General features: G+C 75.2%; 22 protein-coding genes, 3 pseudogenes and 3 riboswitches. Of the genes and pseudogenes, 19 read left to right on the forward strand and 6 right to left on the reverse strand.

Going from position 1 to position 26,255, the window contains the following annotated elements:
- The coding region (locus ACFYUY_RS39200; RefSeq protein WP_387908170.1) for a DUF1772 domain-containing protein at window positions 1-398 on the forward strand (398 nt) is incomplete at its 5' end.
- A gap of 273 nt (window positions 399-671) precedes the next feature.
- Window positions 672-1,367 (forward strand): polysaccharide deacetylase family protein, encoded by a 696-nt coding sequence (locus ACFYUY_RS39205; protein ID WP_387908173.1) that lies wholly within the window; start codon window positions 672-674, stop codon window positions 1,365-1,367.
- Window positions 1,368-1,530: 163 nt separating this feature from the next.
- Here the strand turns inward: ACFYUY_RS39205 and ACFYUY_RS39210 are convergent, their stop codons facing one another.
- Window positions 1,531-2,025: a DUF1772 domain-containing protein gene (locus ACFYUY_RS39210; RefSeq protein ID WP_387908175.1), complete on the reverse strand. Its 495-nt coding sequence runs from the start codon at window positions 2,023-2,025 to the stop codon at window positions 1,531-1,533.
- 159 nt (window positions 2,026-2,184) lie between these two features.
- On the opposite strand from ACFYUY_RS39210, the gene ACFYUY_RS39215 reads away from it, so the two are divergent.
- The 4 genes from ACFYUY_RS39215 to ACFYUY_RS39230 all read left to right on the forward strand — a co-directional run bounded on the left by ACFYUY_RS39215 (window position 2,185) and on the right by ACFYUY_RS39230 (window position 6,021).
- On the forward strand, window positions 2,185-3,192 hold the full coding sequence (locus ACFYUY_RS39215; RefSeq protein WP_360217180.1) for an AraC family transcriptional regulator: 1,008 nt from the start codon (window positions 2,185-2,187) through the stop codon (window positions 3,190-3,192).
- A gap of 168 nt (window positions 3,193-3,360) precedes the next feature.
- On the forward strand, window positions 3,361-3,939 hold the full coding sequence (locus tag ACFYUY_RS39220; RefSeq protein ID WP_387908177.1) for a TetR/AcrR family transcriptional regulator: 579 nt from the start codon (window positions 3,361-3,363) through the stop codon (window positions 3,937-3,939).
- Between the two features lie 134 nt (window positions 3,940-4,073).
- On the forward strand, window positions 4,074-5,252 hold the full coding sequence (locus ACFYUY_RS39225; protein ID WP_387908180.1) for a GDSL-type esterase/lipase family protein: 1,179 nt from the start codon (window positions 4,074-4,076) through the stop codon (window positions 5,250-5,252).
- 154 nt (window positions 5,253-5,406) lie between these two features.
- On the forward strand, window positions 5,407-6,021 hold the full coding sequence (locus tag ACFYUY_RS39230; RefSeq protein ID WP_387908181.1) for a hypothetical protein: 615 nt from the start codon (window positions 5,407-5,409) through the stop codon (window positions 6,019-6,021).
- Window positions 6,022-6,087: 66 nt separating this feature from the next.
- On the opposite strand, the gene ACFYUY_RS39235 is transcribed toward ACFYUY_RS39230, so the two are convergent.
- Window positions 6,088-6,924, reverse strand: coding sequence for an SDR family oxidoreductase (locus ACFYUY_RS39235; protein WP_360217191.1), 837 nt, complete (start codon window positions 6,922-6,924; stop codon window positions 6,088-6,090).
- A gap of 218 nt (window positions 6,925-7,142) precedes the next feature.
- A complete protein-coding gene (locus tag ACFYUY_RS39240; protein WP_360217194.1) occupies window positions 7,143-7,715 on the reverse strand; it encodes a histidine phosphatase family protein in 573 nt (190 codons plus the stop codon).
- Window positions 7,716-7,881: 166 nt separating this feature from the next.
- Window positions 7,882-7,974, forward strand: a riboswitch (cobalamin riboswitch).
- A 63-nt stretch (window positions 7,975-8,037) separates the two neighbouring features.
- Between ACFYUY_RS39240 and ACFYUY_RS39245 the strand changes: the two genes are divergently transcribed.
- The 12 genes and pseudogenes from ACFYUY_RS39245 to ACFYUY_RS39300 all read left to right on the forward strand — a co-directional run bounded on the left by ACFYUY_RS39245 (window position 8,038) and on the right by ACFYUY_RS39300 (window position 20,397).
- The gene (locus ACFYUY_RS39245; protein ID WP_360217197.1) at window positions 8,038-8,262 is read left to right on the forward strand and encodes a CbtB-domain containing protein; all 225 of its coding nucleotides are present in this window, start codon (window positions 8,038-8,040) and stop codon (window positions 8,260-8,262) included.
- Between the two features lie 19 nt (window positions 8,263-8,281).
- Window positions 8,282-9,034 (forward strand): CbtA family protein, encoded by a 753-nt coding sequence (locus tag ACFYUY_RS39250; RefSeq protein ID WP_360217200.1) that lies wholly within the window; start codon window positions 8,282-8,284, stop codon window positions 9,032-9,034.
- A gap of 165 nt (window positions 9,035-9,199) precedes the next feature.
- Window positions 9,200-9,919 (forward strand): annotated as a pseudogene (locus ACFYUY_RS39255) (enoyl-CoA hydratase/isomerase family protein); the annotation flags it as partial.
- Window positions 9,916-10,716: pseudogene (mmsB, locus tag ACFYUY_RS39260) on the forward strand (3-hydroxyisobutyrate dehydrogenase); the annotation flags it as partial. The pseudogenes ACFYUY_RS39255 and mmsB, both read left to right, overlap by 4 nt.
- Window positions 10,717-10,797: 81 nt before the next feature.
- Window positions 10,798-11,571: an enoyl-CoA hydratase gene (locus ACFYUY_RS39265; protein WP_387908206.1), complete on the forward strand. Its 774-nt coding sequence runs from the start codon at window positions 10,798-10,800 to the stop codon at window positions 11,569-11,571.
- Window positions 11,572-11,667: 96 nt separating this feature from the next.
- Window positions 11,668-11,808, forward strand: a riboswitch (cobalamin riboswitch).
- A gap of 98 nt (window positions 11,809-11,906) precedes the next feature.
- Window positions 11,907-12,992 (forward strand): peptidase, encoded by a 1,086-nt coding sequence (locus ACFYUY_RS39270; protein WP_387908185.1) that lies wholly within the window; start codon window positions 11,907-11,909, stop codon window positions 12,990-12,992.
- Between the two features lie 55 nt (window positions 12,993-13,047).
- Window positions 13,048-13,527 carry a flagellar hook-length control protein FliK gene (locus tag ACFYUY_RS39275; RefSeq protein ID WP_387908186.1) on the forward strand — a complete coding sequence of 160 codons (480 nt, stop codon included), beginning with the start codon at window positions 13,048-13,050 and terminating at the stop codon, window positions 13,525-13,527.
- A 158-nt stretch (window positions 13,528-13,685) separates the two neighbouring features.
- Window positions 13,686-13,815, forward strand: a riboswitch (cobalamin riboswitch).
- 107 nt (window positions 13,816-13,922) lie between these two features.
- Complete coding sequence (locus ACFYUY_RS39280) at window positions 13,923-15,506, forward strand: prenyltransferase/squalene oxidase repeat-containing protein (protein ID WP_387908189.1); 1,584 nt, start codon at window positions 13,923-13,925, stop codon at window positions 15,504-15,506.
- Window positions 15,503-16,066: pseudogene (locus ACFYUY_RS39285) on the forward strand (hypothetical protein); the annotation flags it as partial. The gene ACFYUY_RS39280 and the pseudogene ACFYUY_RS39285, both read left to right, overlap by 4 nt.
- A gap of 640 nt (window positions 16,067-16,706) precedes the next feature.
- The gene (locus tag ACFYUY_RS39290) at window positions 16,707-17,927 is read left to right on the forward strand and encodes a CbiQ family ECF transporter T component (RefSeq protein WP_387908191.1); all 1,221 of its coding nucleotides are present in this window, start codon (window positions 16,707-16,709) and stop codon (window positions 17,925-17,927) included.
- Window positions 17,924-19,567 carry an ABC transporter ATP-binding protein gene (locus ACFYUY_RS39295; RefSeq protein WP_387908193.1) on the forward strand — a complete coding sequence of 548 codons (1,644 nt, stop codon included), beginning with the start codon at window positions 17,924-17,926 and terminating at the stop codon, window positions 19,565-19,567. Before ACFYUY_RS39290 ends, ACFYUY_RS39295 begins: the two co-directional genes overlap by 4 nt.
- Window positions 19,564-20,397: an ECF transporter S component gene (locus ACFYUY_RS39300; protein WP_387908196.1), complete on the forward strand. Its 834-nt coding sequence runs from the start codon at window positions 19,564-19,566 to the stop codon at window positions 20,395-20,397. Before ACFYUY_RS39295 ends, ACFYUY_RS39300 begins: the two co-directional genes overlap by 4 nt.
- 87 nt (window positions 20,398-20,484) lie before the next feature.
- Here ACFYUY_RS39300 and ACFYUY_RS39305 read toward each other — a convergent pair whose 3' ends face one another.
- From ACFYUY_RS39305 to aceA, 3 genes are all read right to left on the reverse strand, one after another.
- Window positions 20,485-21,351, reverse strand: coding sequence for a 3-hydroxybutyryl-CoA dehydrogenase (locus ACFYUY_RS39305; protein ID WP_387908198.1), 867 nt, complete (start codon window positions 21,349-21,351; stop codon window positions 20,485-20,487).
- Between the two features lie 25 nt (window positions 21,352-21,376).
- A complete protein-coding gene (gene aceB, locus ACFYUY_RS39310; RefSeq protein WP_387908201.1) occupies window positions 21,377-22,987 on the reverse strand; it encodes a malate synthase A in 1,611 nt (536 codons plus the stop codon).
- Between the two features lie 99 nt (window positions 22,988-23,086).
- A complete protein-coding gene (aceA, locus tag ACFYUY_RS39315) occupies window positions 23,087-24,379 on the reverse strand; it encodes an isocitrate lyase (RefSeq protein WP_387908202.1) in 1,293 nt (430 codons plus the stop codon).
- 362 nt (window positions 24,380-24,741) lie between these two features.
- Here aceA and ACFYUY_RS39320 point away from each other — a divergent pair, with 362 nt between their 5' ends.
- Window positions 24,742-26,136: a short-chain fatty acyl-CoA regulator family protein gene (locus ACFYUY_RS39320; RefSeq protein ID WP_387908204.1), complete on the forward strand. Its 1,395-nt coding sequence runs from the start codon at window positions 24,742-24,744 to the stop codon at window positions 26,134-26,136.
- Window positions 26,137-26,255 lie beyond the last annotated feature (119 nt).

Below are 26,255 nucleotides of genomic sequence, written 5' to 3' on the forward strand. Positions count from 1 at the left end.
CGGCCGGCGACGACCGGACGTACGTGACGGCGATGCAGCACATCAACAAGTCGATCGAGAACGGCATGTTCGGCCTGGTCTTCGTCGGCGCCTTCGTGGCGACGGGCGTGGCGGCCTGGCTGCAGCACAAGGCCGGCCGGCGCCAGGCGGCGCTGTGGGCGGGCGCGGCCACCCTGCTGTACGTGGTGGCGCTGATGGTGACGATGGGCGTCAACATCCCGCTCAACAACCAGCTCGCGGCGGCCGGTGACCCGTCGCAGATCAGCGACTTCGCCGCGGTGCGCGCCAAGTTCGAGGGCACCTGGGTGGCCACCAACATGGTCCGCACGCTGCTCTGCACGGCGGGGCTGGGTGCGCTGGCCCGGGCGCTGGTCCTGCACGGGCGTTCCGAGCGCTGAACGACCGTGTCCTGTCAGGGGGTCGGGGCCGGAAGGCCCCGCCCCGGGCAGGGCCCGCCGCACCGCCCCCGGTGGCACGCGCCGCACCGGGGGCGGTGCGGCGCGCGCCGGGGCCCGTCGGTCGTGCCGCGCGCCGCGGGTGCGCCGTGCCCGCCGGCCGGTCGACCCGTCGGTCGGCTGGCCGGATCCGCCCCCGGGCGGTCGCGCCGGTGCGCCGGTCGGGCGCAGACTGCACGCAGGCAGGCAGCGGAGTTCCGACGGCAGGGGGCGGGCATGGCAGCACGTACCGGCAGGCGCACGGCAGTTGGACGAGTCCGGACGGCGGTCGGCGTGCTCGCCGCCGCCCTGACGGCCGCGGCGGCGGTCGCGGTGCCGGCCGCCCCGGCGGAGGCGGCGGGCGGACAGGGCGGCAGGGTCGTGTACCTGACCTTCGACGACGGCCCCAGCCCCGCCTACACCCCGAGGATCCTCGGGATCCTCTCGCGCTACGGCGTGCGCGCGACCTTCTTCGAGATCGGGCAGAACGTCGCCGCCAACCCGGGGCTCACCCGGCAGGTCGCCCGGCAGGGCCACAGCGTGCAGAACCACTCCTGGTCGCACCCGGACCTGCGCAGGCTCTCCGGGGCGGCCGTCAGCGCCCAGGTGGCCGACACCGACAAGGCGATCCGGGCGCAGACCGGCCGCACCCCGAGCTGCCTGCGCCCGCCGTACGGCGCGGTCAACGGCACGGTGCGCTCGCGGGCGGCCGCGCTCGGCAAGCAGGTGGTGCTCTGGTCGGTGGACCCGGCGGACTGGTCCCGGCCGGGCGCGGCGGCCATCCGCTCGCGGGTGCTGGGCACCGTCCGCCCGGGCTCGGTGATCCTGCTGCACGACGGGGGCGGGGACCGCAGCCAGACCGCGGCCGCGCTGCCGGACATCCTGTCCACCCTGAAGGCCCGCGGCTACGGCTTCGCCACCCTCTGCGGCTGAGCCCGGCGGGAGGTGGGTGGCGGGAGACAGGTTCAGTGCGGCACGCGGCGGGTGGCGGCGGACGGTCACGGTGCCCGGCGCATCACCGCCGGGGCACACGGCACGACGCGGCGCCGGCCCGGGCGGACGGAGTCCCGGGCCGGCGCCGCGTGCGACGGGTGCGTCAGGCCTGGCCGTGCAGGATCAGCGCCCAGCCGAGGCAGGCCAGTGCGGCGGTGCACAGCAGGGTGCGCAGCACGTTGAAGCGCGCCCAGCGGGCCTCGAAGCGGCTGCGGACGGCGGCCGGGTCGGCGATCCGCCGGGGGTCGCCGGCCGCTTCGAGCTCGTCGTTCAGCGGGATGTTCACCGAACGGGTGACGCCGATCGCCGCCACGTACAGGACGAGCGCGGCCACCGTGGCGGGCAGCGCGTGGTGGCCGTCCGAGGGCAGGTGCAGGGCGACCGCGGCCCCGGTGGTGAGGAGGGCGCCGACGAATCCGAGGACGAACCAGCCGTTCAGGATCGCCACGTTGACACGCTGCATCACCTCGATGAACGTGCGGTCCTCGACCCGCGCGAGCGCGGGCATGACCGAGCACGAGTAGGCGTAGAACAGCCCGGCGGTCAGGCCGCAGGTGACGGTGGCCGCCACCAGTACGAGTGTGCGTGCCAGTTCCATCTTCGTAGCCCCTCACTGTCTCTGCACTGCATCTGCTTGTCGGTCCGTCCCCCGTGTACCGATCATCCGGCATCCGGGGCGCCCGGGCCACCTCGATCGCTCAAGACTCTCTCAAATGACGAGCCGTCAAATAATGTCCTGCCGTCTACACTTGGCGGCATGGACACTCTGACAGGTCTCCTCGACGGGCCCAAGGCCCGCGGCGCGTTCCTGCTGCGCTCGATCCTCACCCCGCCGTGGTCGCTGCGGATCGAGGACCGGGCGCCGCTGTCGGTGGTGACGATGGTCCGCGGCGAAGCCTGGATCCTGCCCGAGCGCGGCACGCCCCTGCTGCTGCACCCGGGTGACGTGGCCATCGTGCGCGGCCCGGAGCCGTACACCGTGGCGGACGACCCCGACACCCCGGTGGACGTGATCGTCGGGCCGGGCCAGGTCTGCACCCGCGACGGGGTGGACGTCTCCGAGGTGATGTCGCTGGGCGTCCGCACCTGGGGACAGGGCCGGGAGGGCGACCAGGCCTCCTCGGTGGTGCTGTCCGGCACCTACCAGGCCGAGCACGAGATCGGCCAGCGCCTGCTCGGCTGCCTGCCCGCGCTGCTGGTCCGGCCGGTCGGCACCGGCGCGGACGACACCCTGGTCCACCTGCTCTCCGCCGAGATAGGGCGCAACGAGCCCGGCCAGGAGCTCGTCCTGGACCGCATCCTCGACCTCCTGGTCGTCTCCGTCCTGCGGGCCTGGCTCGCCGCCCCCGATTCCGGCGCCCCCGCCTGGTACCGGGCCCAGCACGACCCGGTGGTCGGGCCGGTGCTGCGGCTGATGCACGACGACCCCGCCACCGCCTGGACGGTCGCCGACCTGGCGCAGAAGGTCGGGGTCTCGCGGGCGGGTCTGGCCCGCCGGTTCACCGCCCTGGTCGGCGAACCGCCCATGGCCTACCTGGCGGGCTGGCGCCTGGCCGTCGCCGCCGACCTGCTGCGCGAACCCGAGTGCACCATCGCCTTCGCGGCCCGCAAGGTCGGCTACAGCAACGCCTTCGCCCTGTCCGCGGCGTTCAAGCGGGTGCGCGGCATCAGCCCGCAGGAGCACCGCCGGCTGGCCGCCAGCGGCGCCCCGGCGCAGCAGCCCGGCTTCTCCGGCCCGGCGGAGACGGTGATCCTGGCGGGTTGAGGGCGGCCCGGCCCGCCGCGGCGGCCTGCGGGCGCCGGTGGTCGCCGCGGCCCGTCGCCCGCCACCACCGACATCCGGTGGAAGGCCGGCGGCTTGGCGCGGCGAAGCCATTTGCCTAAATGGTGTAGGTAATTCCATACTGGGTTCAGCCGGTACGGGAGGAACGCCATGGCACGAGCAGGACTCAGCACACAGCGGTTGGTCGTCGCGGGCGCGGAGCTCGCCGACGAGGTCGGCTTCGAGCAGGTGACCGTCGCGGCCCTGGCCCGGCGCTTCTCCGTCCAGACCGCCAGCCTCTACTCGCACCTCAAGAGCTCCCAGGACCTCAAGACCCGGATCGCCCTGTACGCGCTCGAGGAGCTGGCCGACCTCGTCGCCGACGCCCTCGCCGGCCGGGCCGGCCGGGACGCCCTCGCGGCCTTCGCCGACGCCTACCGCGACTACGCGGCCCGGCACCCCGGCCGCTACGACGCCACCCGGTTGCGCCTGGACGCCGCGACCGCCGCCGCCAGCGCCGGTGTCCGGCACGCCCAGATGGCCCGGGCGCTGCTGCGCGGTTACGACCTCGCCGAACCCGAGCAGACCCACGCCGTGCGCATGCTCGGCAGCGTCTTCCACGGCTACATCAGCCTCGAGGCGGCCGGCGGATTCAGCCACACCGCCGTCGACGCGCAGCAGTCCTGGGACTGGATCATCGACTCCCTCGACGCCCTGCTGCGCTCGGGCGGCGCCCCGCGGACCCCGTGAGCCGGATCCCGTGAACGCCGGATCCGGCGAGCGTCGGGATCCGGCGAGCCCCGGGACGCGGTGAACGCCCCGCCCACCCGAACGCCTGACGCCCCGTGAGCGCCGGGCCCGTGAACAGCACCGAGGAAACGGCCATGAGCGCCCCCCGCACCACCGCCACCACCACGACCCCCGTCACCGAGGAGCTGCTCCGCGGCCACCTCGACGTCGAGCACACCGGGCGCGGGCTGCTGCCGCACCGCCTGCCCGCCCGGGCCCGCCGGCAGATCCCCGACGACCAGCTCGCGATGGCCGAGTCCCAGCCCTCCGGCGTCCGGCTGGTGTTCCGCACCCGCGCCACCGCGATCACCCTGCACACCGTCCCGACCAAGCGCGCCTACCCGGGCGTGCCGACCCCGCCGGACGGCGTGTACGACCTCCTCGTGGACGGTCGCCTCGCGGCCCAGGCCACCGCCGCCGGCGGGAACCTGCGCACCGTCGACCTGGCCACCGGCCGCGTGGAGCTGCGCCAGGGCCCGCCCGGCGCCGCCGAGTTCACCGGTCTGCCCGGTCGTGACAAGACCGTCGAGATCTGGCTGCCGCACACCGAGACCACCGAACTGATCGCCCTGGACACCGACGCCCCCGTCACCCCGGAGCCGGAGACCACCCGGCGGCGCTGGCTGCACCACGGCAGTTCGATCAGCCACGGCTCCAACGCCGCCCACCCGACCGGCACCTGGCCCGCCATGGTGGCGGCCGGGGCCGGAGTCGACCTGGTCAACCTCGGCTTCGGCGGCGGCGCCCTGCTCGACCCGTTCACCGCCCGGGCCATCCGCGACACCCCCGCCGACCTGATCAGCCTCAAGATCGGCATCAACCTCGTCAACGCCGACGCGATGCGGCTGCGCGCCTTCGGCCCCGCCGTCCACGGCTTCCTCGACACCGTCCGCGAGGGCCACCCGACCACCCCGCTGCTGCTGGTCTCGCCGGTGTTCTGCCCGACCCACGAGGAGACCCCGGGCCCGCTGGCCCCGGACTTCAGCACCGGCACGCTGCGCTTCCGGGCCACCGGCGACCCGGCAGAGACCGCCGCGGGCCGCCTGACGCTCGAGGTGATCCGCACCGAGCTCGCCCGTCTCGCCGCAGCCCGCACCGAGGCGGGTGCCGATCCCAACCTCCACTACCTGGACGGTCGTTCGCTCTACGGCCGGGCCGACCACGACGAGCACCCGCTGCCCGACGGGCTGCACCCCGACCCGGCCGGCCACCGCCGGATCGCCGAGCACTTCGCCGACCTGGCGTTCGGGCCCGCGGGCGCCTTCGCGGGCTGACCCGCAGGAGACCCCGCGGCGGCGGTGTACGACAATCGACCCGGCCGGTGTGCGGACGCACGGCCCGGCCGGGGAGACCGAGGGGCGAGGGGGAACGCCGATGCGGCGCGCAGGGGCGGGAGTCCGGTTCGGGACGGGCGCGGCGGCGGTGGCCGTGGCGTTGGCATCGGCCGCGTGCGGCTCGGTGCACGCGGGCGGCTCGCCCGGGAACGCGGCCACCTCCGTGACCGCCTCCTCCGTGGCCTCCGCCGCCGGCGGGACCGCCACCGGGACGCCCTCGCCCGCCCCCACCCCGCCGCCCGGTCCGGCGGAGGCCCGGGCCCGGCACGACCGGCTCTTCCCGCAGGTCGCGGCGGAGTGCGCGGGCGTGGCCGCCACCCCGCTGCCCACGCCGATCGCCCCGCCCACCGGAGCGCGCGACCCCTGGGCCGACAAGTACGCGGAGAACCACGGCTTCAGGACGACCGCGACGCTGCTCGCCGACGGCAGGTGCCGGGGCGAGGCGCACCGGGCCCGGATCGCGGACGCCCTCCGGCGTGACGGACGGACGGCCGGCCTCGACCGGGCCGGCCTGCGGGCGCTGCTGGAGGCCCTGGGCTACCGGGCCGAGGAGACCAACGTGTCCACCGACGGCGGCTCCCTCGGCTTCTCGCTCTGGATCCCGGAGGCCGGCCCGTGCGTGACCGGGGTGCTCACCACGCCCCCCACGATCGAGGCCCACGGGCCCTACCTGGAGGGCGGCTGCACCGAGCCCAAGGGCGGCCACTGACCGGCACGGGCCGACACCCGCACCCGATGGGCACCCGGCCTCGCGCCGGCTCAGTGCGGCGCCGGTTCAGTGCGGCGCCGACGGCTCCCGCAGCAGTGTCCGGACCGCCTCGAGCTCGGCCGCCGCGGCCTCCCCGGCCGCCGACACGAACGCGAGGCTGTCCGGGCCGACGGGTATCCGCACCGGCAGCGGGCCGGGCTCGGCGACGATCCGCAGCAGCAGCCGCGCGAAGTCCTCGGGCCGCCCGACGCCGGGGAGTTCGGCGAGCACCCGGAGCTGGTCGCGCATCGGCTCGGTGAGCTCGCGGTAGTGCGCGGAGCGGTCGGCGGCGTCGGTGAGCGAGGAGCCGTAACGGGTGGCGTAGCCGCCGGGCTCCACCGCGGTGACCCGGATCCCGAACGGCGCCGCCTCGACGGCCAGGGCCTGCGTCATGCCCTCCAGCGCGTACTTGCCGGTGACGTACGCGGCGAGCCCGGGGAAGGCCATCCGCCCGGCCAGTGAGGAGACGTTGACGATGTGGCCGCCGCCCTGGCCGCGCATCACCGGCAGGGCGAGCCGGGCCAGCCGCCACGGGCCGACGACCAGCGTCTCCAGCTGGTCCCGAAGTTCCGCGTCGCCGACCTCCTCCACCGCGCCGAACAGGCCGTTGCCGGCGTTGTTGACCAGGACGTCCAGCCCGTCGAGCAGCTCCACCGCGGCGCCGACGGCGGCCTCGCAGTGCGCCGGCTCCCGGACGTCCAGGACGACCGGCACGATCCGGTCCGGGTACCTGTCGGCCAGGTCCGCCAGCGCCTCCGGTCTGCGGACGCCCGCGATCACCGTGTCCCCGGCGGCGGCCGCGGCCTCCGCCACCGCCCGTCCCAGCCCGGACGAACACCCCGTCACCAGCCAGCCGCGTGCCATCCCGCGCCCCCCGTCCCCGCCTGCCGTCCTCGGAGCCCACACGGTCCCAGAGCACCGCCCGCCCGCCCAGCCCCACGGTCACGCTCCATCGGGCGCACAGGAGTGCGAGGGGTGGTGAGGCGGCCCCGGTGCGCCCCCGTCCCACCACCGCGCCCCGCGTGCCCGCGTCCCTGCGTCCCCGCGTCCCCGGGCTCATCCGACGGCTCGGCCGGCCCCGGTCAGCCCCCGGCCGTCGCCCCGCCCAGCCGCAGGTTCCACCGCCCGGCGCGTCCGGTGATCACCGTGAACGCCAGCGGCGGGACGTCGAGGCGCCAGAACACCGGCGCGGGCAGATCGAGGGCGTGCACCACGGCCGCCCGGACCACGTCCGGTTCCACCACGGCCACCACCCGGCCGCTCTCCGCGGCCAGGCCGTCGAGCCATCCGCCGACACGCCCGCCCAGCTGCTGCAGCGACTCCCCGCCGTGCGGGGCGGCAGCGGGGTCGGCCAGCCAGGCGGCGACCTGCTCGGGGCGCTCGGCGGCGACCTCGTCCAGGCGCAGCCCGCGCCAGGAGCCCATGGCGCAGCCGCGCAGCGCCTCGTGCGGGGCGGCGGTGAGGCCGAGGGCGGCGGCGGTCTGCCGGCAGCGCGCCGACGGCGAGCTGAGGGCCGTGCCCGGCGCCGGCAGGGTGCCCGCCGCGGACCGGGCGGCGGCGAGTCCGGAGGCGTCCAGGGGTGCGTCGTCGTCGAACCGCGCCTCGCGGACCGCGCTGCTCATCGCGGGTGAGACCAAGGTCACTCGTACCGTCATCGCCTGCCGCTCCGCTCCACGGTGAACGCCAACTCCTCTGCCTGGCAGTCGGTTTCGGGCCACCCGCCGGTGCGGGGCGTACGTGGCCGGAATTCGCGCCCCACGCACGCCCTTGGCCGGTCCGTCACCAGGCGGTACGGTCCTCGGCGATGTGACGACGGTGCGAGGAAGCCGGTGAGACTCCGGCACGGTCGCGCCACTGTATGCCGGAACGGTTCCGTGCGCTCCCCCCGGGGTGCGCGGGCCGGGTGAGTCAGACCCCGAGCCGTCGTCGATGCTCCAACGACCGGGACGCGTACTTTCCCCCAGGAGGTTCCCAGCCATGGCTTCGTCCGTCGCTTCCCCGATTTCCTCTCCCGAGGAGGGTGGCCTCGCCACCATTCCCGTCCGGGCCGTCCTGCCCTGGGCGGTCTTCTTCGGTGTCCTGATGCTGCTGGCGATCTACTTCGTCGGTGCCGAGCAGGGTGCCACCTCGCTGATCTCCGGCGAGGACGTCCACGAATGGGTGCACGACGGTCGTCACCTGCTCGGCTTCCCCTGCCACTGAGGACGGGGAAGACCGCACAGTGAACTCCGCAACCGTCAGAACCCTGCTCGTGCGCGGGATGATCGCCGGCCTCGCGGCCGGCGTTCTCGCGCTCGTCACCGCCTACCTGCTCGGTGAGTCCAAGGTGGACGCCGCCATCGAGTTCGAGGAGGCGCACTCCGCCGAGCACGGCATGGAGGTGGTCAGCCGCTCCCTGCAGTCCACGGCGGGTCTGGCCACCGGCATCCTGCTGTTCGCCGTGGCCATGGGCGGCATCGCCGCCCTCGCGTACTGCTTCGCCCTCGGGCGGATCGGCCGCTTCGGCGCCCGGGCGACGGCGCTGGTCGTCTCGCTCGCCGCGCTGGTGACCGTGTACGTGGTGCCGTTCCTCAAGTACCCGGCCAACCCGCCGTCCATCGGCAACCCCGACACCATCGGCAAGCGCACCGTCCTGTACTTCCTGATGATGGTGCTCAGCGTCCTGCTCGCGGTCGCGGCGGTCATCATCGGCAAGCGGCTGGCCCCGCGCCTGGGCAACTGGTACGCCGCGGTCGCGGCCGGGGGCGGCTTCGTCGTCGCCGTCGGCCTGGCCTACGCCCTCCTGCCGGTGATCAACGAGGTGCCCGAGGAGTTCCCGGCCACCCTGCTCTGGCAGTTCCGCCTCGCGGCGCTCGCCATCCAGCTCGTGCTGTGGACCTCCTTCGGGCTGGTCTTCGGCGAGCTCGCCAAGCGCGTGCTCGAGCCCGAGCCCGCCGCGGTGAAGGCCCCGGCCCAGGCCGTCGCCGCCCGGTAGCGCCCGCGCCGCCGACCCGCAGCCCGCTCCCCGCACGGGGGGCGGGCTGCGCGTCGTCCTGCGCCGGTCGGGGGAGGGCGCGGTGACGGTTCGTCACGGGACCTGGACTTACTAGGACGTCCGACTATATGGTCGACGGCAGGTCCGCGGTGTCAGGGAAGCCGCGGCGTCGGCGTCTCCGCCCACGGGAGCGTCCGGATCGTCACCGGGAACACGCGCGTCGCCATGCCGGAGGCCGGCATCGGCTTCGTCCCCGACGTCGGCGGCACCTACCTGCTCGCCCTCGCGCCGGGCGAGCTGGGCACCCACCTCGCCCTCACCGCGGGCTCCGTCGGTGCCGCCGACGCGCTGCTCTGCGGGCTCGCCGACCACTACGTCCCCGCCGAGCGGCTGCCCGTGCTGCTCGACGACCTCGCCGAACTGCCCGTCCACGAGGCCCTGGAACGGCATGTCGAGCCCACGCCGGCCGGTCTGCTGGACGGCCGGCGGGCGTGGATCGACAGCTGCTACGCGGCGGGCACCGTCGAGGAGATCCTCGCGCGGCTGGGCGACAGCGGTGAACCCGAGGCCGAGAAGGCCGCCGAGCGCATCGCCGCCAACTCCCCGACGGCGGTCAAGGCCACCCTGGCGGCCCTGCGCCGGGCCCGCGCCCTGGGCCCGCTGGAGGCCGTGCTCGACCAGGAGTACCGGACCTCCTGCGCGGCGCTCGCCACTCCGGACCTCGCCGAGGGGATCCGGGCCCAGGTGATCGACAAGGACCGGTCACCGCGCTGGACGCCGGCCTCCCTGGGAGCCGTCGAACCCGCCACCGTGGCCCGCTACTTCGCCCCGCTCGGCGACGGAGAACTCGGCCTCGCCGCCACCACACCCCTGGAGCGCTGGTGACCCACCGCATCGGATTCGTCGGACTGGGCAACATGGGCGGCCCGATGGCCGCCAACCTCGTCGCCGCCGGACACCGGGTGACCGGCTACGACCTCTCGGCGGAGGCCCGGGAACGGGCTGCGGCCCGGGGAGTGAAGATCGCGGTTTCCGCCGCCGAAGCGGTCGGCGAGGCCGAGGTGGTGCTCACCATGCTGCCGACCGGACGCCATGTCCTCGATTCCTACGGCGAGTTGACGGAGGCGGCAGCGGGAGCGCTGTTCGTCGACTGCTCCACCATCGCGGTCGGGGACGCCCGGGTCGCCGCCGACCTCGCCCGGGTCGCGGGGCACCGGGCCGTCGACGCGCCGGTCTCCGGCGGCGTGCCCGGCGCCGAGGCCGCGAGCCTGACCTTCATGGTCGGCGCGGACGGGCCCGACTTCGCCGAGGCCGAGCCGGTGCTCGCCGCCATGGGCCGCCGGGTCGTGCACTGCGGGACGTCCGGGGCGGGGCAGGCCGCGAAGATCTGCAACAACATGATCCTCGGCATCTCGATGATCGCGGTCAGCGAGGCCTTTGTGCTCGGGGAGAGCCTCGGGCTCAGCCACCAGGCCCTGTTCGACGTGGCCTCCGCCGCCTCCGGGCAGTGCTGGGCACTGACCAGCAACTGCCCCGTCCCCGGGCCCGTCCCGGCCAGCCCGGCCAACCGCGGGTACGCCGGAGGCTTCGCCGCCGCCCTGATGGCCAAGGACCTCGGACTCGCGGCCGCCGCGGCGACAGCCTCCGACGTCCCCGCCGAACTGGGCGGCAGGGCAGCCGAGTTGTACGCGGCATTCGCCGAGGAGGCGGGCGCCGGGCTGGACTTCTCGGCCATCATCACGACCCCTCAGGAAGGACGACGCATGACGTTCGAGACGATCCTGGTCGAGCGCAGGGGCCGGGTGGGCGTGATCACGCTCGACCGCCCCAAGGCGCTGAACGCCCTCAACACCACGCTGATGAACGAAGTCGTGGCGGCCGCGGAGGAGTTCGACCGCGACCGGGAGGTCGGCGCGCTGGTGGTCACCGGCTCGGAGAAGGCCTTCGCGGCCGGCGCCGACATCAAGGAGATGCAGTCCCTGGACTTCGTGGACGCCTACCTCGGCGACTGGTTCGCCGCGTGGGACCGCTTCGGAGCCCTGGGCAAGCCGGTCGTGGCGGCCGTCGCCGGGTACGCGCTGGGCGGCGGCTGCGAGCTGGCGATGCTCTGCGACGTCCTGCTGGCGGCCGACACCGCGAAGTTCGGGCAGCCGGAGATCAAGCTCGGGGTGATCCCGGGCATCGGCGGCTCGCAGCGGCTCACCCGGGCCGTCGGCAAGGCCAAGGCGATGGAGCTGTGCCTGACCGGCCGGATGATGGGCGCCGAGGAGGCCGAGCGGGCCGGCCTGGTCTCCCGGATCGTCCCCGCGGACCAGCTGCTGACCGAGGCGCTGGCCACCGCCGAGGCCGTCGCGGCGATGTCCGCCCCGGCGGTGGCGATGCTCAAGGAGAGCGTCAACCGCGCCTTCGAGACCACCCTGGCCGAGGGCGTGCGCTTCGAACGGCGGCTGTTCCACGCGACGTTCGCGACGGCCGACCAGAAGGAGGGCATGGCCGCCTTCGCCGAGAAGCGCCTGCCGGAGTTCCGCCACCGCTGACCCGTACGGTTCCGGCACCTTGCGCGCGGCCCGCGGTGCCGTGTTCCGGTGCCGGAACCGTGACGTGGCGCACCGTCCCTTGACCGGATCTTCGCGTCTTCGCCATGATGGGCCGTCATGTTGTGACTCCGCCGACGGGGGAAGTCCGGTTCGAATCCGGCGCTGACCCGCAACGGTAGGCCGCCGACGTCCCGTCGGCGGCGAGCCCGAGTACCCGGCGGCGGAGGTGTGTCACCCCCTCCTCCCGTCGTGGTCTGCGGGCCGGAGCTCCGAGGGCTGCCCGGCGTGCCGCCGGCGCCCTCCGGGCCCCTGCGTCCAGGCCCGGAAAGGCAGCCATGCCCGCCCTCCGCCGCACTCTCGGTCTGCTCGCGATACCCGCCCTCGCCCTCGCCACCGCGCTCCCGGCGGCCACCGCCGCCCAGGCCGCGCCCGCCGCCGCACCCGCCGCGACCGCGGCCCCGACGATCCGCCCCGACGCCGCCGCGGGCGGCTGGCTGGCCCGCCAGCTCGTCGACGGCGACCACTTCGAGTCCGTGTTCAACGGCACCGCCTACCCCGACCAGGGCCTGACCGTCGACGCCGTGCTGGCCTTCGCCGCCTCCCACGGCTCCGACGAGGCCGCCGCCCGGGCCACCGCCTGGCTGGCCAAGCCCGAGATCCTCGGCGGCTACCTCGGCGACGGCACCACCGAGGCCTACGCCGGTGCCACCGCCAAGCTGCTGCTCGCCGCCGAGGTCCGCGGCGCGAACCCGACCGCCTTCGGAGGCGTCGACCTGCCGGCCCGGCTGCGCTCCCTGCAGACCGCCGAGGGCCGCTTCTCCGACCGCTCCCAGTGGGGCGACTACAGCAACGCCTTCGGCCAGTCGCTCGCCCTGATCGCCCTGCACCGCACCCCCGGCGGCGCCCCCGCCGCGGCCGTCGACTTCCTGGCGAACAGCCAGTGTGCGGACGGCGGTTACCCGGTCTCCTTCGGCCAGACCACCTGCACCAGCGACCCGGACGCCACCGCGCTGGCCGCCCAGGCCCTCGCCGCCACCGGCCGCACTGCCAAGGCGAACGCCGGCCTCGGCTGGCTCACCGCCCACCAGAACGCCGACGGCGGCTTCGCGGCCGCCGGGGCGACCGCCTCCAACGCCAACACCACGGGCCTGGCCACCCAGGCGCTGCTGGCCGGCGGACGCATCGGCGCCGGCCTCAAGGGCTGGAGCCGGCTGGTGAAGTTCCAGCAGGGCTGCTCCGCCGACCCGGCGGTCCGCGGCGCCGTCGCCTACGACGCGACCGGATTCAACCCGGCCAACGGCGCCCGGGCCACCGCGCAGGCCGCGCTCGGCCTCGCCGGCACCCCGCTGGCCACCCTCTCCGCCGCCGGCGCGCGTCCGGCCGCCCCGACCCTGGCCTGCCCGGCGCCGGCCGCCCGCTGAGCCACCGAACTCCTGAGCCAGCCACCGAATCCCTGAGCCCACGAGGAGAGTTCCGATGACCGACACCCTCACCCCGGCCAGACCGGCCCGCCGCACGCTCGGCTCGATCGCCGCGGCCGCGGCCCTCACCGCCGGCCTGCTCGGCGCCTCCGCCGTCCAGGCCCCCGCGGCCCACGCGGCCGCCTGCAGCGGCACCACCGGCGTCACCGTCGTGGTCGACTTCACCGCCGTCGGCGGCGGCGTCGAGACCGGCTGCGCACCCGGCGATCCGGCCACCGGGCTCGCCGCGCTGACCGGCGCCGGATTCACGTACGCCTTCCACCCGCGGTTCCCCGGCTTCGTCTGCAAGATCAACGCGCTGCCGGCCACCTGCACCAACCCGACCGGCAGCGCCTACTGGTCCTACTGGCACGCCCAGCACGGCGGGCCCTGGTCGTACAGCAGCCTGGGCGCGGGCAGCTACAACCCGGCCCCCGGCGACGTCGAGGGCTGGTCCTTCGGCGCCGGCGCCCAGCCGGGCATCACGGCGCCCTGACGTCCGGAGGCACCTGCCGGCACCCCGCGGGGAGGGGTGCCGGCAGCTCCGGCACGCCCTGCGGTGCGGCAGGAGGCGCCCGGCCGTCCTGATCCGCGCGGCCCGTCCCGTCAGGGTGAGCGGACCATCTGACAGGCCGTTGACTCCCACTCCGCTGACGTGGTCTGATGAACCGGTTTTTCACCTCGGTCCTCAGGGGAAGCCGGTCCAACTCCGGCGCTGACCCGCAACCGTAGATCCGCCCAGGGCGGATGAGCCGGAATGCCTGAACCGGGGTCTGTTCAGAGAGCACTCGCGTCGTCGCGGACTACGACGCAGTTCCGACGGCCACGCGCTCCACCGGCAGCCGTCGGCTGCGCCGTTGCGCCCCGCGTCGACCGACCAGGGAGACGCCGGTGAGGGTCAGCAGCAGTCGTACGCGCCACAGGAGCCGGGGCACCACGTCCCTGCTGGCCGCCGCAGCACTCGCGGTCACCGCCTGCGGCACGGCGCTTGTCGGCCGGCCCGCCGTCTCGCTCGCCGGGGCGGCCGTCCCCGCCGCGGGCCGGACGCCGGACGTCGCCAGGGGCGCCGCCTACCTCGCCGACCCGTCCCGCCTGATCGACGGTCACTACTACGAGGGCTTCCCGGCCTTCGCCGACTTCGGACTCACCATCGACGGCGCCTACGCGCTCGCCGCCACCGGCACCGACGACGCCGCGCTGCGCCGGATCGTCGACTTCCTGGACCAGCGGGGCAAGGACGCCAGCGAGCGCACCGTCGACGACTGGACCGCGATCGGCACCGAGTACGCCGGCGGCGGGTCGATCGGCAAGGAGGCGCTGCTCGCCGAGGTGGTCGGCCGTGACCCGCGGAACTTCGGCGGCCACGACCTGATCGCCGCCCTCGCCGCGATGGTGTGCACCAAGGCCGACGCCAACACGGGCTGCGACGCCGCCGGGAACTACGTCTACGCCACCTCCGTCTTCTCCCAGGCGCTCGCCGTCATGGCCCAGCTCCGCGCCGGGGACGCCGCCAACGCCGCCCCCGCGGTCGCCTACCTGAAGGGCCTCCAGCACCCGGACGGCTCCTGGCCGAGCCTGATCCCCGCCACCGGCGACTCCGACGTCGACAGCACGGCGATCGCCGCCATGGCCCTCGCGCTCGTCCCCGGCGACGACGCCGCAGCGCAGGCGGTCGACAAGGGCCTCGGGTGGCTCGCCGCGCGGCAGTTGCCCGACGGCGGCTTCCCCGGCGCGGCCGGCGACTCGACCAACTCGGCCGCGCTGGCCGTCCAGGGCATGACGCTGCGCAAGGCCGACTACGGTGCGCAGATCGCCAAGGCGCTCGACTTCCTCGCCGGTCAGCAGAACGGCGACGGTGGGTTCAACGTCGCCTCCGCCGGGCAGCAGGGTTCGGACGTCCGTGCCTCGACCCAGGTGGTCGGCGGCGCCACCGGGATCTCCTTCGGCACGCTGAGCCGCCCCCTCGGGGGCACACCGACGCCGACGCCGACGGGGACGCCGACCGGAACTCCCACGGGGACGCCGACGGGCACGCCGACGGGCACGCCGACGGGTACGCCCACGGGGACGCCCACCGGAACCCCGACGGGCACGCCCACCGGAACCCCGACGGGCACGCCCACGGGTACGCCCACCGGAACCCCGACGGGAACGCCCACGGGCACGCCGACCGGCACCCCGGCCGGAACCCCGACAGGCTCGCCGACCACGACCGCACCGGCCCCGGTCACCGACACCCCCGCGGCCGGCGGCGGCCCGACCGTCCGTCCGGCCGGAGGCGTCGACGCCCCGGCGGGTGACGGTGTCGCCCCGGCCGGGGGCGTGCCGGTGTCGACCGGCTCCGGCAGCCTGGCCGGCACCGGTAGCCAGGCGCTGACGCTGACGGCAGGGGCCGGTGCGCTGACCGCGCTCGGCGCCGCCGCCGTCCTCGTCGCCCGCCGGCGCCGGACCGCGGCCCCTGGACGTCACCGATGACCGGGGGACCGGGCGCCCGCCTCGGCCGGCTGTTCGCGGCGACGGCGCTGACCGCCGCCCTCGCCCTCGGCGGCGTCGCCGTGGACACCGCCCCGGCCGCCGCGGCGCCGTTGCCGATGGACCAGTGCACCACCACCTCCGGCGTCGTGCTCGCCGTGGACTTCAGCAGGTGGGGCGGCCCGCTGCTGCGCTCCTGCGGGAGCACCCCCACCACCGGGTACGCCCTGCTCAACCAGGGCGGCTGGAAGACCGCCGGCACCGGGCACGACGGCCCGGCGTTCATCTGCCGGATCGGCTACAGCGGCTACCAGGACGGCAAGCAGTTCCCGACCCCGGACCAGGAGAAGTGCGTCCTCACGCCGCCGGCCACGGCCTACTGGTCGTACTGGCACGCCGATCCGGGCCAGAACGAGTGGTCCTACAGCCAGCTCGGCGCGATGAGCCACCACCCGAAGCCGGGCAGCGTCGACCTGTGGATCTTCGGTGGCACCGACATCGAGGGCACCGAGGGGCGTCCGAGCTTCTCGCCGGACACCGTCCGGGCGCACAGCGCCGACCCGGGTGGGCAGCCGGCCGACCCGGGCCAGGGCTCCGCGGGTGCTTCCGGCGGCGCCGCGGGCGGGTCGAGCGGTGGTTCCGGTGCCGCGGGCGGCTCGGGCGGCTCGGGCGGCTCGGGCGGCTCCGGCGGCGGGTCGACGGGTGCCGGCGGTGCGACCGGCGGTGGCGGCGCCGCTGCGGCTTCGGGCAGCACCGGGGCCACCGGCGGTACCGGCGGGACCGGCGGCACCGGCCGTGCCCCGGCCCCCGCCCGGCCCCCGGCGGGCGGGGGCCGCCCGCCCGCGCCCGCCGCACCCCCGACGGGTGGCACGGCCGGTACCCCGCAGGACGGCATCACCCCACCGGGAGCGCCCGAGCCGGTGCCGGTGCCCGCCACGCCGGTGCCGGTCGAGCCGTCCACCCCGGCACCGACGGACACCCCGACCGACCGGTCGGCCCCGCCGGCCGTGGAGCCCGCGGTGGCCGCACCGACGGCCACCCCCGCCGTGCCCGGCGGCGTGGTGAACGCCGACCCGGTGGCCGACACCCCGCACGACTCCGGCTCGATGCTCCCCGCCGTGGTCGGATCCGTCCTCGTCGTGGCCCTGGGCGTGGCGACGGTGGTCACCGCACGGCGCCGCCGCCGACGGGCCGAGTGATCGCGTGGCCGTGCTCGACGAACGCGTCGCGGCCCCGCCCGCCGTCCGCGGGCCGGGCCCGGGCGGCCGGCGCGCCCCGCGGAACCTGCACCCGCTGGCGTGGTGGGCGTGGGCGCTGGCCCTGGCGACGGCGGCCAGCCGCACCACCAACCCGCTGCTGCTCCTGCTCGTCCTCGCCGTGCTCGGCCACGTGGTGACCGCCCGCCGCACCGAGGCCCCGTGGGCCCGCGGGTTCACCTACTACCTGTGGGTGGCCCTGACGGTGGTGGCGATCCGGGTGGTCTTCCGGTGCGTCTTCGCCACCGGCATCACCCCGCACGACCACCTGCTCTTCTCGCTGCCGCACATCCCCACGCCCGCCTGGTACGCGGGCATCGAGATCGGCGGCCCGGTCTCGCTGGAGGCGACGCTCTCGGCGGCCTTCGACGGGCTGCGGCTGGCCTGCCTGATCTGCTGCATCGGCGCGGCGAACACCCTCGCCAACCCCAAGCGGGCCCTGCGGGTGCTGCCGGGCGCCCTCTACGAGCTGGGCGTCGCCGTGACGGTCTCGCTGAGCGTCGCGCCGCAGCTGGTGCAGAGCGTCCAACGCGTCGCCCGGGCGCGGCGCCTGCGCGCCGGACGGACCAAGGGCGTCCGCGCGTTGCGCAGCATCGTCGTGCCCGTCCTGGAGGACGCGCTGGAACGCTCGCTCAGTCTGGCCGCGGCGATGGACTCGCGCGGCTACGGCCGCTCCGGCACGGCCTCGCGCCGCTCCCGCCGGCTCACCGGCGCCCTGATGCTGCTCGGCATGTGCGGCCTGTGCGCCGGGGTGTACGGGCTCCTGGACGGCACGGCTCCCGCCGCGCTCGGGCTGCCGGCCTTCCTCGCGGGTGCCGTTCTCTGTGTGGCCGGCCTGCTGCTCGGCGGCCGGCGGGTGCGGCGCACCACGTACCGGCCGGATCGGTGGCGGGCCGCCGAATGGGGCGTCGCCGGCTGCGGGGTGACGGCCGCCGTCCTGCTGTTCGCCACGGTGGGCTACGACGCCACCGACCTCAACCCCTCCCTCTACCCGCTGACCTGGCCGACGCTGCCGCTCGTCCCGGTGCTCGCCCTGCTGCTGGCGGGCGCCGCCGGGATCGTCTCGCCGCCGCCCGGCCGGACGCCCGAGCCGGCCGGCGACCGGCGCGGGGCCGGTACCACCCGCGGCACCGGTACCGACCGCACGACCCCCGAGGTGAGCACGTGATCCGATTCGACCAGGTCGGCGTGGTGTACGACGGCGGGAGCGAGCCCGTCCTGCGCGACGTCGACCTGCACGTCCCGGAGGGCGAGCTCTGCCTGGTGGTCGGGCGCACCGGCGCCGGCAAGTCCACCCTGCTCGGCGCCGTCAACGGTCTCGTGCCGCACTTCACCGGCGGCACCCTGCGCGGCCGGGTCACGGTGGACGGCCGGGACACCGCGCACCACCCGCCGCGCGAACTCGCCGACGTGGTCGGTGTGGTCGGGCAGGATCCGCTGGCCGGCTTCACCACCGACACGGTGGAGGAGGAACTCGCGTACGTCATGGAGCAGTTGGCGATTCCGCCGGAGGTCATGCGCAAACGCGTCGAGGAGACCCTCGACCTGCTCGGCCTGGCCGACCTGCGCCACCGCGCCCTGTACGAGCTGTCCGGCGGGCAGCAGCAGCGCGTCGCCATCGGCTCCGTGCTCACCGCGCACCCGCGCGTCCTGGTGCTGGACGAACCGACCTCCGCGCTGGACCCGACCGCCGCCGAGGAGGTGCTCGCCGCGATCACCCGGCTGGTGCACGACCTCGGCGTGACCGTCCTGCTCGCCGAGCACCGCTTGGAGCGGGTCGTCCAGTACGCCGACCGGGTCGCCTACCTGCCCGGCGACGGCACCGTCGTGCACGGCCCGCCCGCCGAGGTGTTCCGGGCGACGGCGATCGCGCCGCCCGTCGTCGACCTCGGCCGACTGGCCGGCTGGCGGCCGCTGCCGCTGTCGGTGCGGGACGCCCGCCGAGCCGCCGCGCCGCTGCGCGAGCGGCTCACCGATCGACCGGTTCCCCCGCCGCGCCGGGCAGCGGTGGCGGGGGAGCCGGTGCTGGAAGCCCGCGGGGTCGTCGTCCGGTACGGTCCGGTGGCCGCCGTGCGGGAGGTCGACCTGAGGCTGCGCGCGGGCGAGGTGACGGCGCTGATGGGCCGCAACGGCTCCGGCAAGTCCTCCCTCCTGTGGGCCCTGCAGGGCTCCGGCCCCCGCCAGGGCGGCAGCGTCCGGGTCGCCGGAGCCGGGGGCGGGAAGGCCGAGGACCCCAAGCGCCTGTCCGCGGCCCGGGCCCGGCAGTTGGTCGGACTCGTCCCGCAGACCCCCACCGACCTGCTCTACCTGGAGACGGTCGCCCAGGAGCTCGCCCAGAGCGACCTCGAAGCCGACGGCGCGGGCGGGCCGACCGCGCGGCGGATCCTCGACCGCCTGGCCCCGGGGATCCCGGACGAGACCCACCCCAGGGACCTGTCGGAGGGGCAGAAGCTGGCGCTCGTCCTGGCGATCCAACTGGCCGCCGCACCGCGGGTGGTGCTGCTGGACGAACCCACCCGGGGGCTGGACTACCAGGCGAAGGAGGCGCTCACCGGCATCGTGGACGCCCTCGCCGCCGAGGGGCGGACCGTCGTCGTCTCCACCCACGACGTCGAGTTCGTCGCCCGCGCCGCCGACCGCGTCGTGGTGATGGCGGAGGGCGAGGTCGTCGCCGACGGACCGACCGCTGAGGTCATCGTCGCCTCTCCCACCTTCGCCCCCCAGACCGCCAAGATCCTGGCACCCCTAGCCTATCTGACGACACGTCAGGTCGCCGAGGCGCTCGCACCCGCGGAGTCCGCCCGATGACCGCCCTGCGGATCCCCGGCCGGGCCCGGATCGTCATCGCCCTGGCCGCCTTCATCGGCCTGGTCGCCTTCACCTGGCCATTCGTCGTCGCCCCCGGAACGTTCGGCTCCGCCTACGCGCCGCCGCTCATCTTCGGCGCCCTGCTCGTGCTGGTGCTCGCCGTCGTCATCGCCGAGATCTCGGCCGGCGGCATCGACGCCAAGGCGCTCGCCATGCTCGGCGTGCTGTCCGCCGTCAACGCCGGGCTGCGCCCGCTCGGCGCCGGGACGGCCGGCGTGGAGACGGTGTTCTTCGTGCTCGTCCTGGCCGGCCGGGTCTTCGGCCCCGGCTTCGGCTTCACCCTCGGCTGCACCTCGCTGTTCGCCTCCGCCCTGCTCACCGGCGGGGTCGGCCCCTGGATGCCGTACCAGATGTTCGGCTGCGCCTTCGTCGGCATGCTCGCCGGACTGCTGCCGAGGGCCCGGCGACGCTGGGAGGTGCCGGTGCTGGCCGCGTACGGGGCCTTCTCCGGCTACCTGTTCGGGTTCCTGCTCAACCTCTCCTTCTGGCCGTTCTCCACCGACCCGAACAGCTCCATCGCCTACCTGCCGGGCCTGCCCTTCACCGAGCAGTGGCACCGCTACCTGCTGTTCGACCTGGCCACCTCGCTCGGCTGGGACACCGGCCGCGCCGTGACCACCTTCACCGCCGTCCTCGTCGTCGGCCCGGCCGTCCTGACCGTCTTCCGCCGCGCTGCCCGCCGCGCCAACTTCGAACCCACCGTGCGCTTCGAGGCCCCGGCCGCCCCCGGGATCCCGGCCGGGGCGCCCGCCGGGATGCCGCCCTCCTGAGACGGCCGAGCCGGTGCTCCGGAACGGCCGGACGCCCCGGGGACGCGCGGGCGGCGCGTTTCCCGGGGCGGTGGGCGTGCGGGCCGGTCAGGCGGCCCGATGGGTGTGGAACCCGCGGCCGGTCTTGCGGCCGAGCAGACCGGCCTCGACCATGCGGGAGAGCAGCGGCGGCGGCGCGTACAGCGGCTCCTTGTACTCCTCGTACATGGAGCGGGCGATCGCCTCGACGGTGTCCAGGCCGATCAGGTCGGCGAGGGCGAGGGGGCCCATGGGGTGGGCGCAGCCGTGCACCATGCCGGCGTCGATGTCCTCGGGGCTGGCGTGCCCGGCCTCGGCCATGCGGATCGCGGAGAGCAGGTAGGGCACCAGCAGGGCGTTGACGACGAAGCCGGCGCGGTCCCGGGAGTGGACGACGCGCTTGCCGAGGACGTCCGTGGCGAAGGCCTTCACCCGGCCGACCACGGCGGGGTCGGTGTGCAGGGAGGTGACCAGCTCGACGAGCGGCATCACCGGCGCCGGGTTGAAGAAGTGCAGGCCCAGGACGTGGGAGGCCCGCCCGGTGGTGATGCCCAGCCGGGTGACCGGGATGGCGGAGGTGTTGGTGGCCAGGACGGCGCCCTCGTCGACGAGGACCTTGTCCAGGGTGCGGAGCACCTCGGCCTTGACGTCCTCGTGCTCGACGACCGCCTCGATGACCAGCTGACGGTCGGCCAGGGTCTCCAGGTCGTCGGCGAACAGCAGGTGCGCCCAGGCGTCGGTGCGCTGCTGCTCGCTGATCCGGCCGCGGTCGACGGCACGGTGCAGGGAGCGGTCGATGCGGGTGCGGGCGGCGCGCAGTGCGGCCGGGCCGTTCTCACAGACGATGGTGTCGAGCCCGGCGCGGGCGAGGACCTCGGCGATGCCGGAGCCCATCTGCCCGGCGCCGACCACGGCGACCCGTCGGATCTCGTTCATGTCAGTGCCTCCGTGCTGGGGCGGTTCAGGCCGCCGTGCGGATTCGGACGAGGTGGCGGGCGTAGGCGTCGGTGGTGAGGAAGGGCGGCAGCTCGGCGCCGAGGGCGGCCTCCTCCAGGATCCGCACGGCGTCGTCCACCGGCGCCGGGTCGGCGCCCTCGGCGAGCAGCGTGCTGCGCTCCCGGTCGATGAGCCGCCGCACCAGGTCGGGGGTGGCGAGGGAGCCGCCGGTGAGGCGGGTGCAGTGGTGCTGCCACTGCCAGAGCTGGCAGCGGGCGATCTCGGCGGTGGCGACGTCCTCCATCAGCCCGAACACGGCGACGGCGCCGGAGCCGTTCAGCCAGGCGACCAGGTAGCGCAGGGCGACGGCGACGTTGGAGCGCAGGCCCTGTTCGGTGGGCAGGCCGGCCGTGAGCCGCTGGACGCCGAGCAGGTCGGCGGCGCTGACCTCGACGTCCTCGCGGGTGCGTTCGAGCTGGTTCGGGCGGTCGCCGAGGACGGCGTCGAAGGCGGTGCGGCAGGTGTCGACCAGGCCGGGGTGGGCGACCCAGGAGCCGTCGAAGCCGTCCCCGGCCTCGCGCTCCTTGTCGGCGCGGACCTTGGTCAGCGCCGTCTCGTTGGCGGCGGGGTCGCGCTGGGGGATCGCGGCGGCCATGCCGCCGATGGCGTGGGCGCCGCGCCGGTGGCAGGTGCGCACCAGCAGGTCGGTGTAGGCGCGCATGAACGGCTGGGTCATGGTGAGGGTGGCGCGGTCGGGCAGGACGTAGCGCGGGCCGTGCTGGGCGAAGTTCTTGATCAGGCTGAACAGGTAGTCCCACCGGCCGGCGTTCAACCCGGCGGCGTGCTCGCGCAGTTCGTGGAGGATCTCGTCCATCTCGAAGGCGGCGGTGATGGTCTCGATCAGGACGGTGGCCCGGACCGTCCCGTGCGGGATGCCCAACTCGGCCTGGGCGAGGGTGAAGACGTCGTTCCAGAGCCGGGCTTCGAGGTGGTTCTCCAGCTTCGGCAGGTAGAAGTAGGGGCCGCTGCCGCGCTCGATCTGCCGCTTTCCGCAGTGGAAGAGGTAGAGGCCGAAGTCGACCAGGGCGCCGACCGCGGGGCGGCCGTCGATCAGCAGGTGCTGCTCGTCCAGGTGCCAGCCGCGCGGGCGGACCACGATGGTGGCGGGCGCGGCGCCGATCCGGTACCGCCGGCCGTCGGGGGTGGTCTCGTCGATCCGGCGCTCGATCGCGTCGATCAGGTTGAGCTGCCCGGAGACCAGGTTGTGCCAGGTGGGCGAGGTGGCGTCCTCGAAGTCGGCCAGCCACACCTTCGCGCCGGAGTTGAGCGCGTTGACGGTCATCCGGCGCTCGGGCGGACCGGTGATCTCCACCCGGCGGTCTTCGAGGCCGGGCCCGGCGCCGGCCACCCGCCAGCCGAGGTCCTCGCGGACGGCGCGGGTCTCCGGGAGGAAGTCCAGGGTGCCGCCGGCGGCCAGCGCGGCGGCGCGGCGCCCGCGCTCGGCGAGCAGTTCGGCGCGGCGGCCGGCGAACCGGTCGTGCAGGCGGGCGAGGAAGGCGAGCGCCTCGGGGGTGAGGACCTCCTCGAAGCGGTCCTCGTGGGCGCCGAGGATCTCGATGCGGCTGGGCAGGCTCATCCGGTTCTCCAGGAAGGTGGGCCCGGGGCCTCGTCCCTCAACGAGGCCCCGGGCGGGGGGTGGAAGGCGGCCCGTCCCCAACGGGACCACCGGGGTGGCTCAGTGGAACTGCTCGGCCTCGGTGGAGCCGGTCAGCGCGAGGGTCTCGGCGTTCGGGTTGAGCGCGGTGGACACCAGGTCGAAGTACCCGGTGCCGACCTCGCGCTGGTGCTTGACCGCGGTGTAGCCGTCCGGCACGGCCGCGAACTCGGCCTCCTGCAGGTCGACGTAGGCCGTCATGCCGTGTTCGGCGTAGCCGCGGGCGAGCTGAAACATCGAGTGGTTGAGCGCGTGGAAGCCGGCCAGCGTGATGAACTGGAAGCGGTAGCCCATCGCGCCCAGCTCCCGCTGGAACTTGGCGATCTGGTCGTCGTCCAGGGCCGCCTTCCAGTTGAAGGAGGGCGAGCAGTTGTAGGCCAGCATCTTGTCCGGGTACTCGGCCTTGAGCGCCTCGGCGAACTCGCGGGCCTGGGCGAGGTCCGGGGTGCCGGTCTCCACCCAGATGAGGTCCGCGTACGGGGCGAAGGCGAGGCCGCGGGAGATCACCGGCGCCATGCCGGGCTCGACCCGGTAGAAGCCCTCGGCGGTCCGCTCGCCGGTGCAGAAGCGGGCGTCGCGCTCGTCCACGTCGCTGGTGAGCAGGTTGGCGGCGAGGGCGTCGGTGCGGCCAACGATGACGGTGGGCACGTCGGCGATGTCCGCGGCCAGCCGGGCCGAGTTGAGGGTGCGGACGTGCTGGGCGGTGGGCACGAGCACCTTGCCGCCGAGGTGGCCGCACTTCTTCTCGGAGGCGAGCTGGTCCTCGTAGTGGATGCCGGCGGCGCCGGCCTCGATCATGCCCTTGGTGAGCTCGAAGGCGTTCAGCGGCCCGCCGAACCCGGCCTCCGCGTCGGCGACGATCGGCACCAGCCAGTCCGGGCCGTCGTTGCCCTCGGCGGCGTCGATCCCGTCGGCGCGCAGCAGCGCGTTGTTGATCCTGCGCACCACCTGCGGCACCGAGTCGGCCGGGTAGAGGCTCTGGTCGGGGTAGGTCTGCCCGGCCTGGTTGGCGTCGGCCGCGACCTGCCATCCGGACAGGTAGATCGCCTGCAGCCCGGCCTTCACCATCTGCACGGCCTGACCGCCGGTCAGCGCGCCGAGCGCGTGGACGTAGTCCTGCTCGTGCAGCTGCTTCCACAGGCGCTCGGCGCCGCGCCGGGCCAGCGTGTGCTCCTCGCGGACGGTGCCCGACAGGCGCACCACGTCGGCCGCCGTGTAGGTGCGCTCGATGCCGGCCCACCGCGGGTCGGACGCCCACCGGGCGGTCAGCGCCGCCGCCTGCTGCTCCTGCTGCTGCCGGACGGACGTCGTCATGGTCTGCTCCCGAGAGTGCTCGTTGCGAAGGGTGTGAGGCACCTCACCGCACGGGGTGAGTGGGCGGCCGGGTGGTGCCGGGCGGCGGTGTGACACCGCGGGACGTGGTCGCCCGGACAGCGGCGGGAGCCAGGTTGACCTGGCCGTTCACCGCTGTCCTGTGCGCCTCCCGGCCGCACCACCGACTCTGGCAGCTCGCGCCGCGGCCGTCACCGCTGGACGGGTGCCACGTTCTGCGAACCTTCCACGGCGAATCCGCGAAGTCTGCGAAGGCCCGGGCGGAGGCTCCCGGGCTAGGCTGCCCCCACCCGGTCCGCGCCCCACCCGGTCGGCGGGCGGGTTCGTGGAGGGAGAGCGGCACCATGGGAAAGGCCTTCGCCGGCGCCCGGCTCCGCCGGCTGCGGGAGGAGCGCGGGCTCAGCCAGGCCGCGACGGCCCGGCTGATCGACCTGTCGCCCAGCTACCTCAACCAGCTGGAGCACGACGCCCGCCCGCTCACCGTCCCCGTCCTGCTGCGGCTCACCGAGGCGTTCGGCGTCGAGGTCGGCTACTTCGCCCCACCGGACAGCGCCCGGCTCACCGCGGAACTCCGCGACGCCCTGGGGGAGGAGCTCACGGCCGGGCGGGTCACCGCCGGGGACCTCGACGAACTGGCCGCCCGACTGCCCTCCGTGGCAAGGCTGTTGACGGACCTGGGGCGCAGCCGCCGGGCCGTCGCCGAGCAGCTCGCCGTCCTCGCGGGGGAGCGCGGCCCGGCGCCCGACGGGCTGACGCCGCACGAGCAGGTCCGCGAGTTCTTCTACCGCCGCCAGAACTACGTCCACGAACTCGACATCGCCGCGGAGGAGTTGGCGGCCGGGATCCGGCTGCGGCGCGGCGGCGTGCGGGAGGTGCTGGCAGAGCGACTGGCCGGCGGGCACGGCGTACGGATCGCCACCGGCGGCGAGCAGCTCCACCAGTACGACCCGGACGCCCGGATCCTGCGGCTGTCGGACCGGCTGCGCCCCGGCCAGCAGGCCTTCCGGATGGCCACCCAGCTCGCCTACCTGGAACACGACCCGCTGCTGTCCGAACTGGCCGCCCAGGACAGCCCGGAGGCCTCCACCGCCTGGTCGCTCACCCGGATCGGCCTGGCCAACTACTTCGCCGCCGCGCTGGTCCTGCCGTACGCCGCCTTCCACGCCGAGGCGGAGTCGGCCCGGTACGACATCGAGCACCTCGCCGACCACTTCGGGGTCGGCTACGAGACCGTCTGCCACCGGCTCAGCACCCTCCAGCGGCCGCGGCTGCGCGGGGTGCCGTTCTCCTTCGTCCGGGTCGACCGGGCCGGGAACGTCTCGAAGCGGCAGTCCGCGACGCCCTTCCACTTCTCCCGCACCGGCGGCACCTGCCCGCTGTGGAACGTCTACGAGGCCTTCGCGGCGCCCGGCCGGGTGCACGTCCAGGTCGCCGCGATGCCCGACGGCCGGCGCTACCTGTGGACGGCCCGGGCCGTCACCCGCTCGCCCGCGGGCTGGGGCCGGCCCGGCAAGACCTTCGCCATCGGCCTCGGCTGCGAGATCCGGCACGCCTCCCGGCTGGTCTACTCGACCGGCCTCGACCTCACCGACGAGAGCGCCGCGACCCCGATCGGCCTGGGCTGCAAGGTCTGCGAACGCCCGGCCTGCCCGCAGCGCGCCGCGCCCGCCATCGGGCGGCCGCTGGCGGTCGACGAGCACACCAGCAGCTTCGTGCCGTACCGCGCCGTGACGCCGTGAGGCGGCGCGCCCTGCCCGCGGGGTCTAGGGCGTGTCTTTCGGATCACGTCGGATCAGCGGGCGTCGTTGGGGTGCGTGCATCGGCGGCGCCGAGGAGGGAGTCCATGCGGAGCATCGGC

The sequence above is a fragment of the Kitasatospora sp. NPDC004745 genome (genome assembly GCF_042873275.1).
In the GTDB taxonomy this organism is placed as follows: Bacteria; Actinomycetota; Actinomycetes; order Streptomycetales; family Streptomycetaceae; genus Kitasatospora.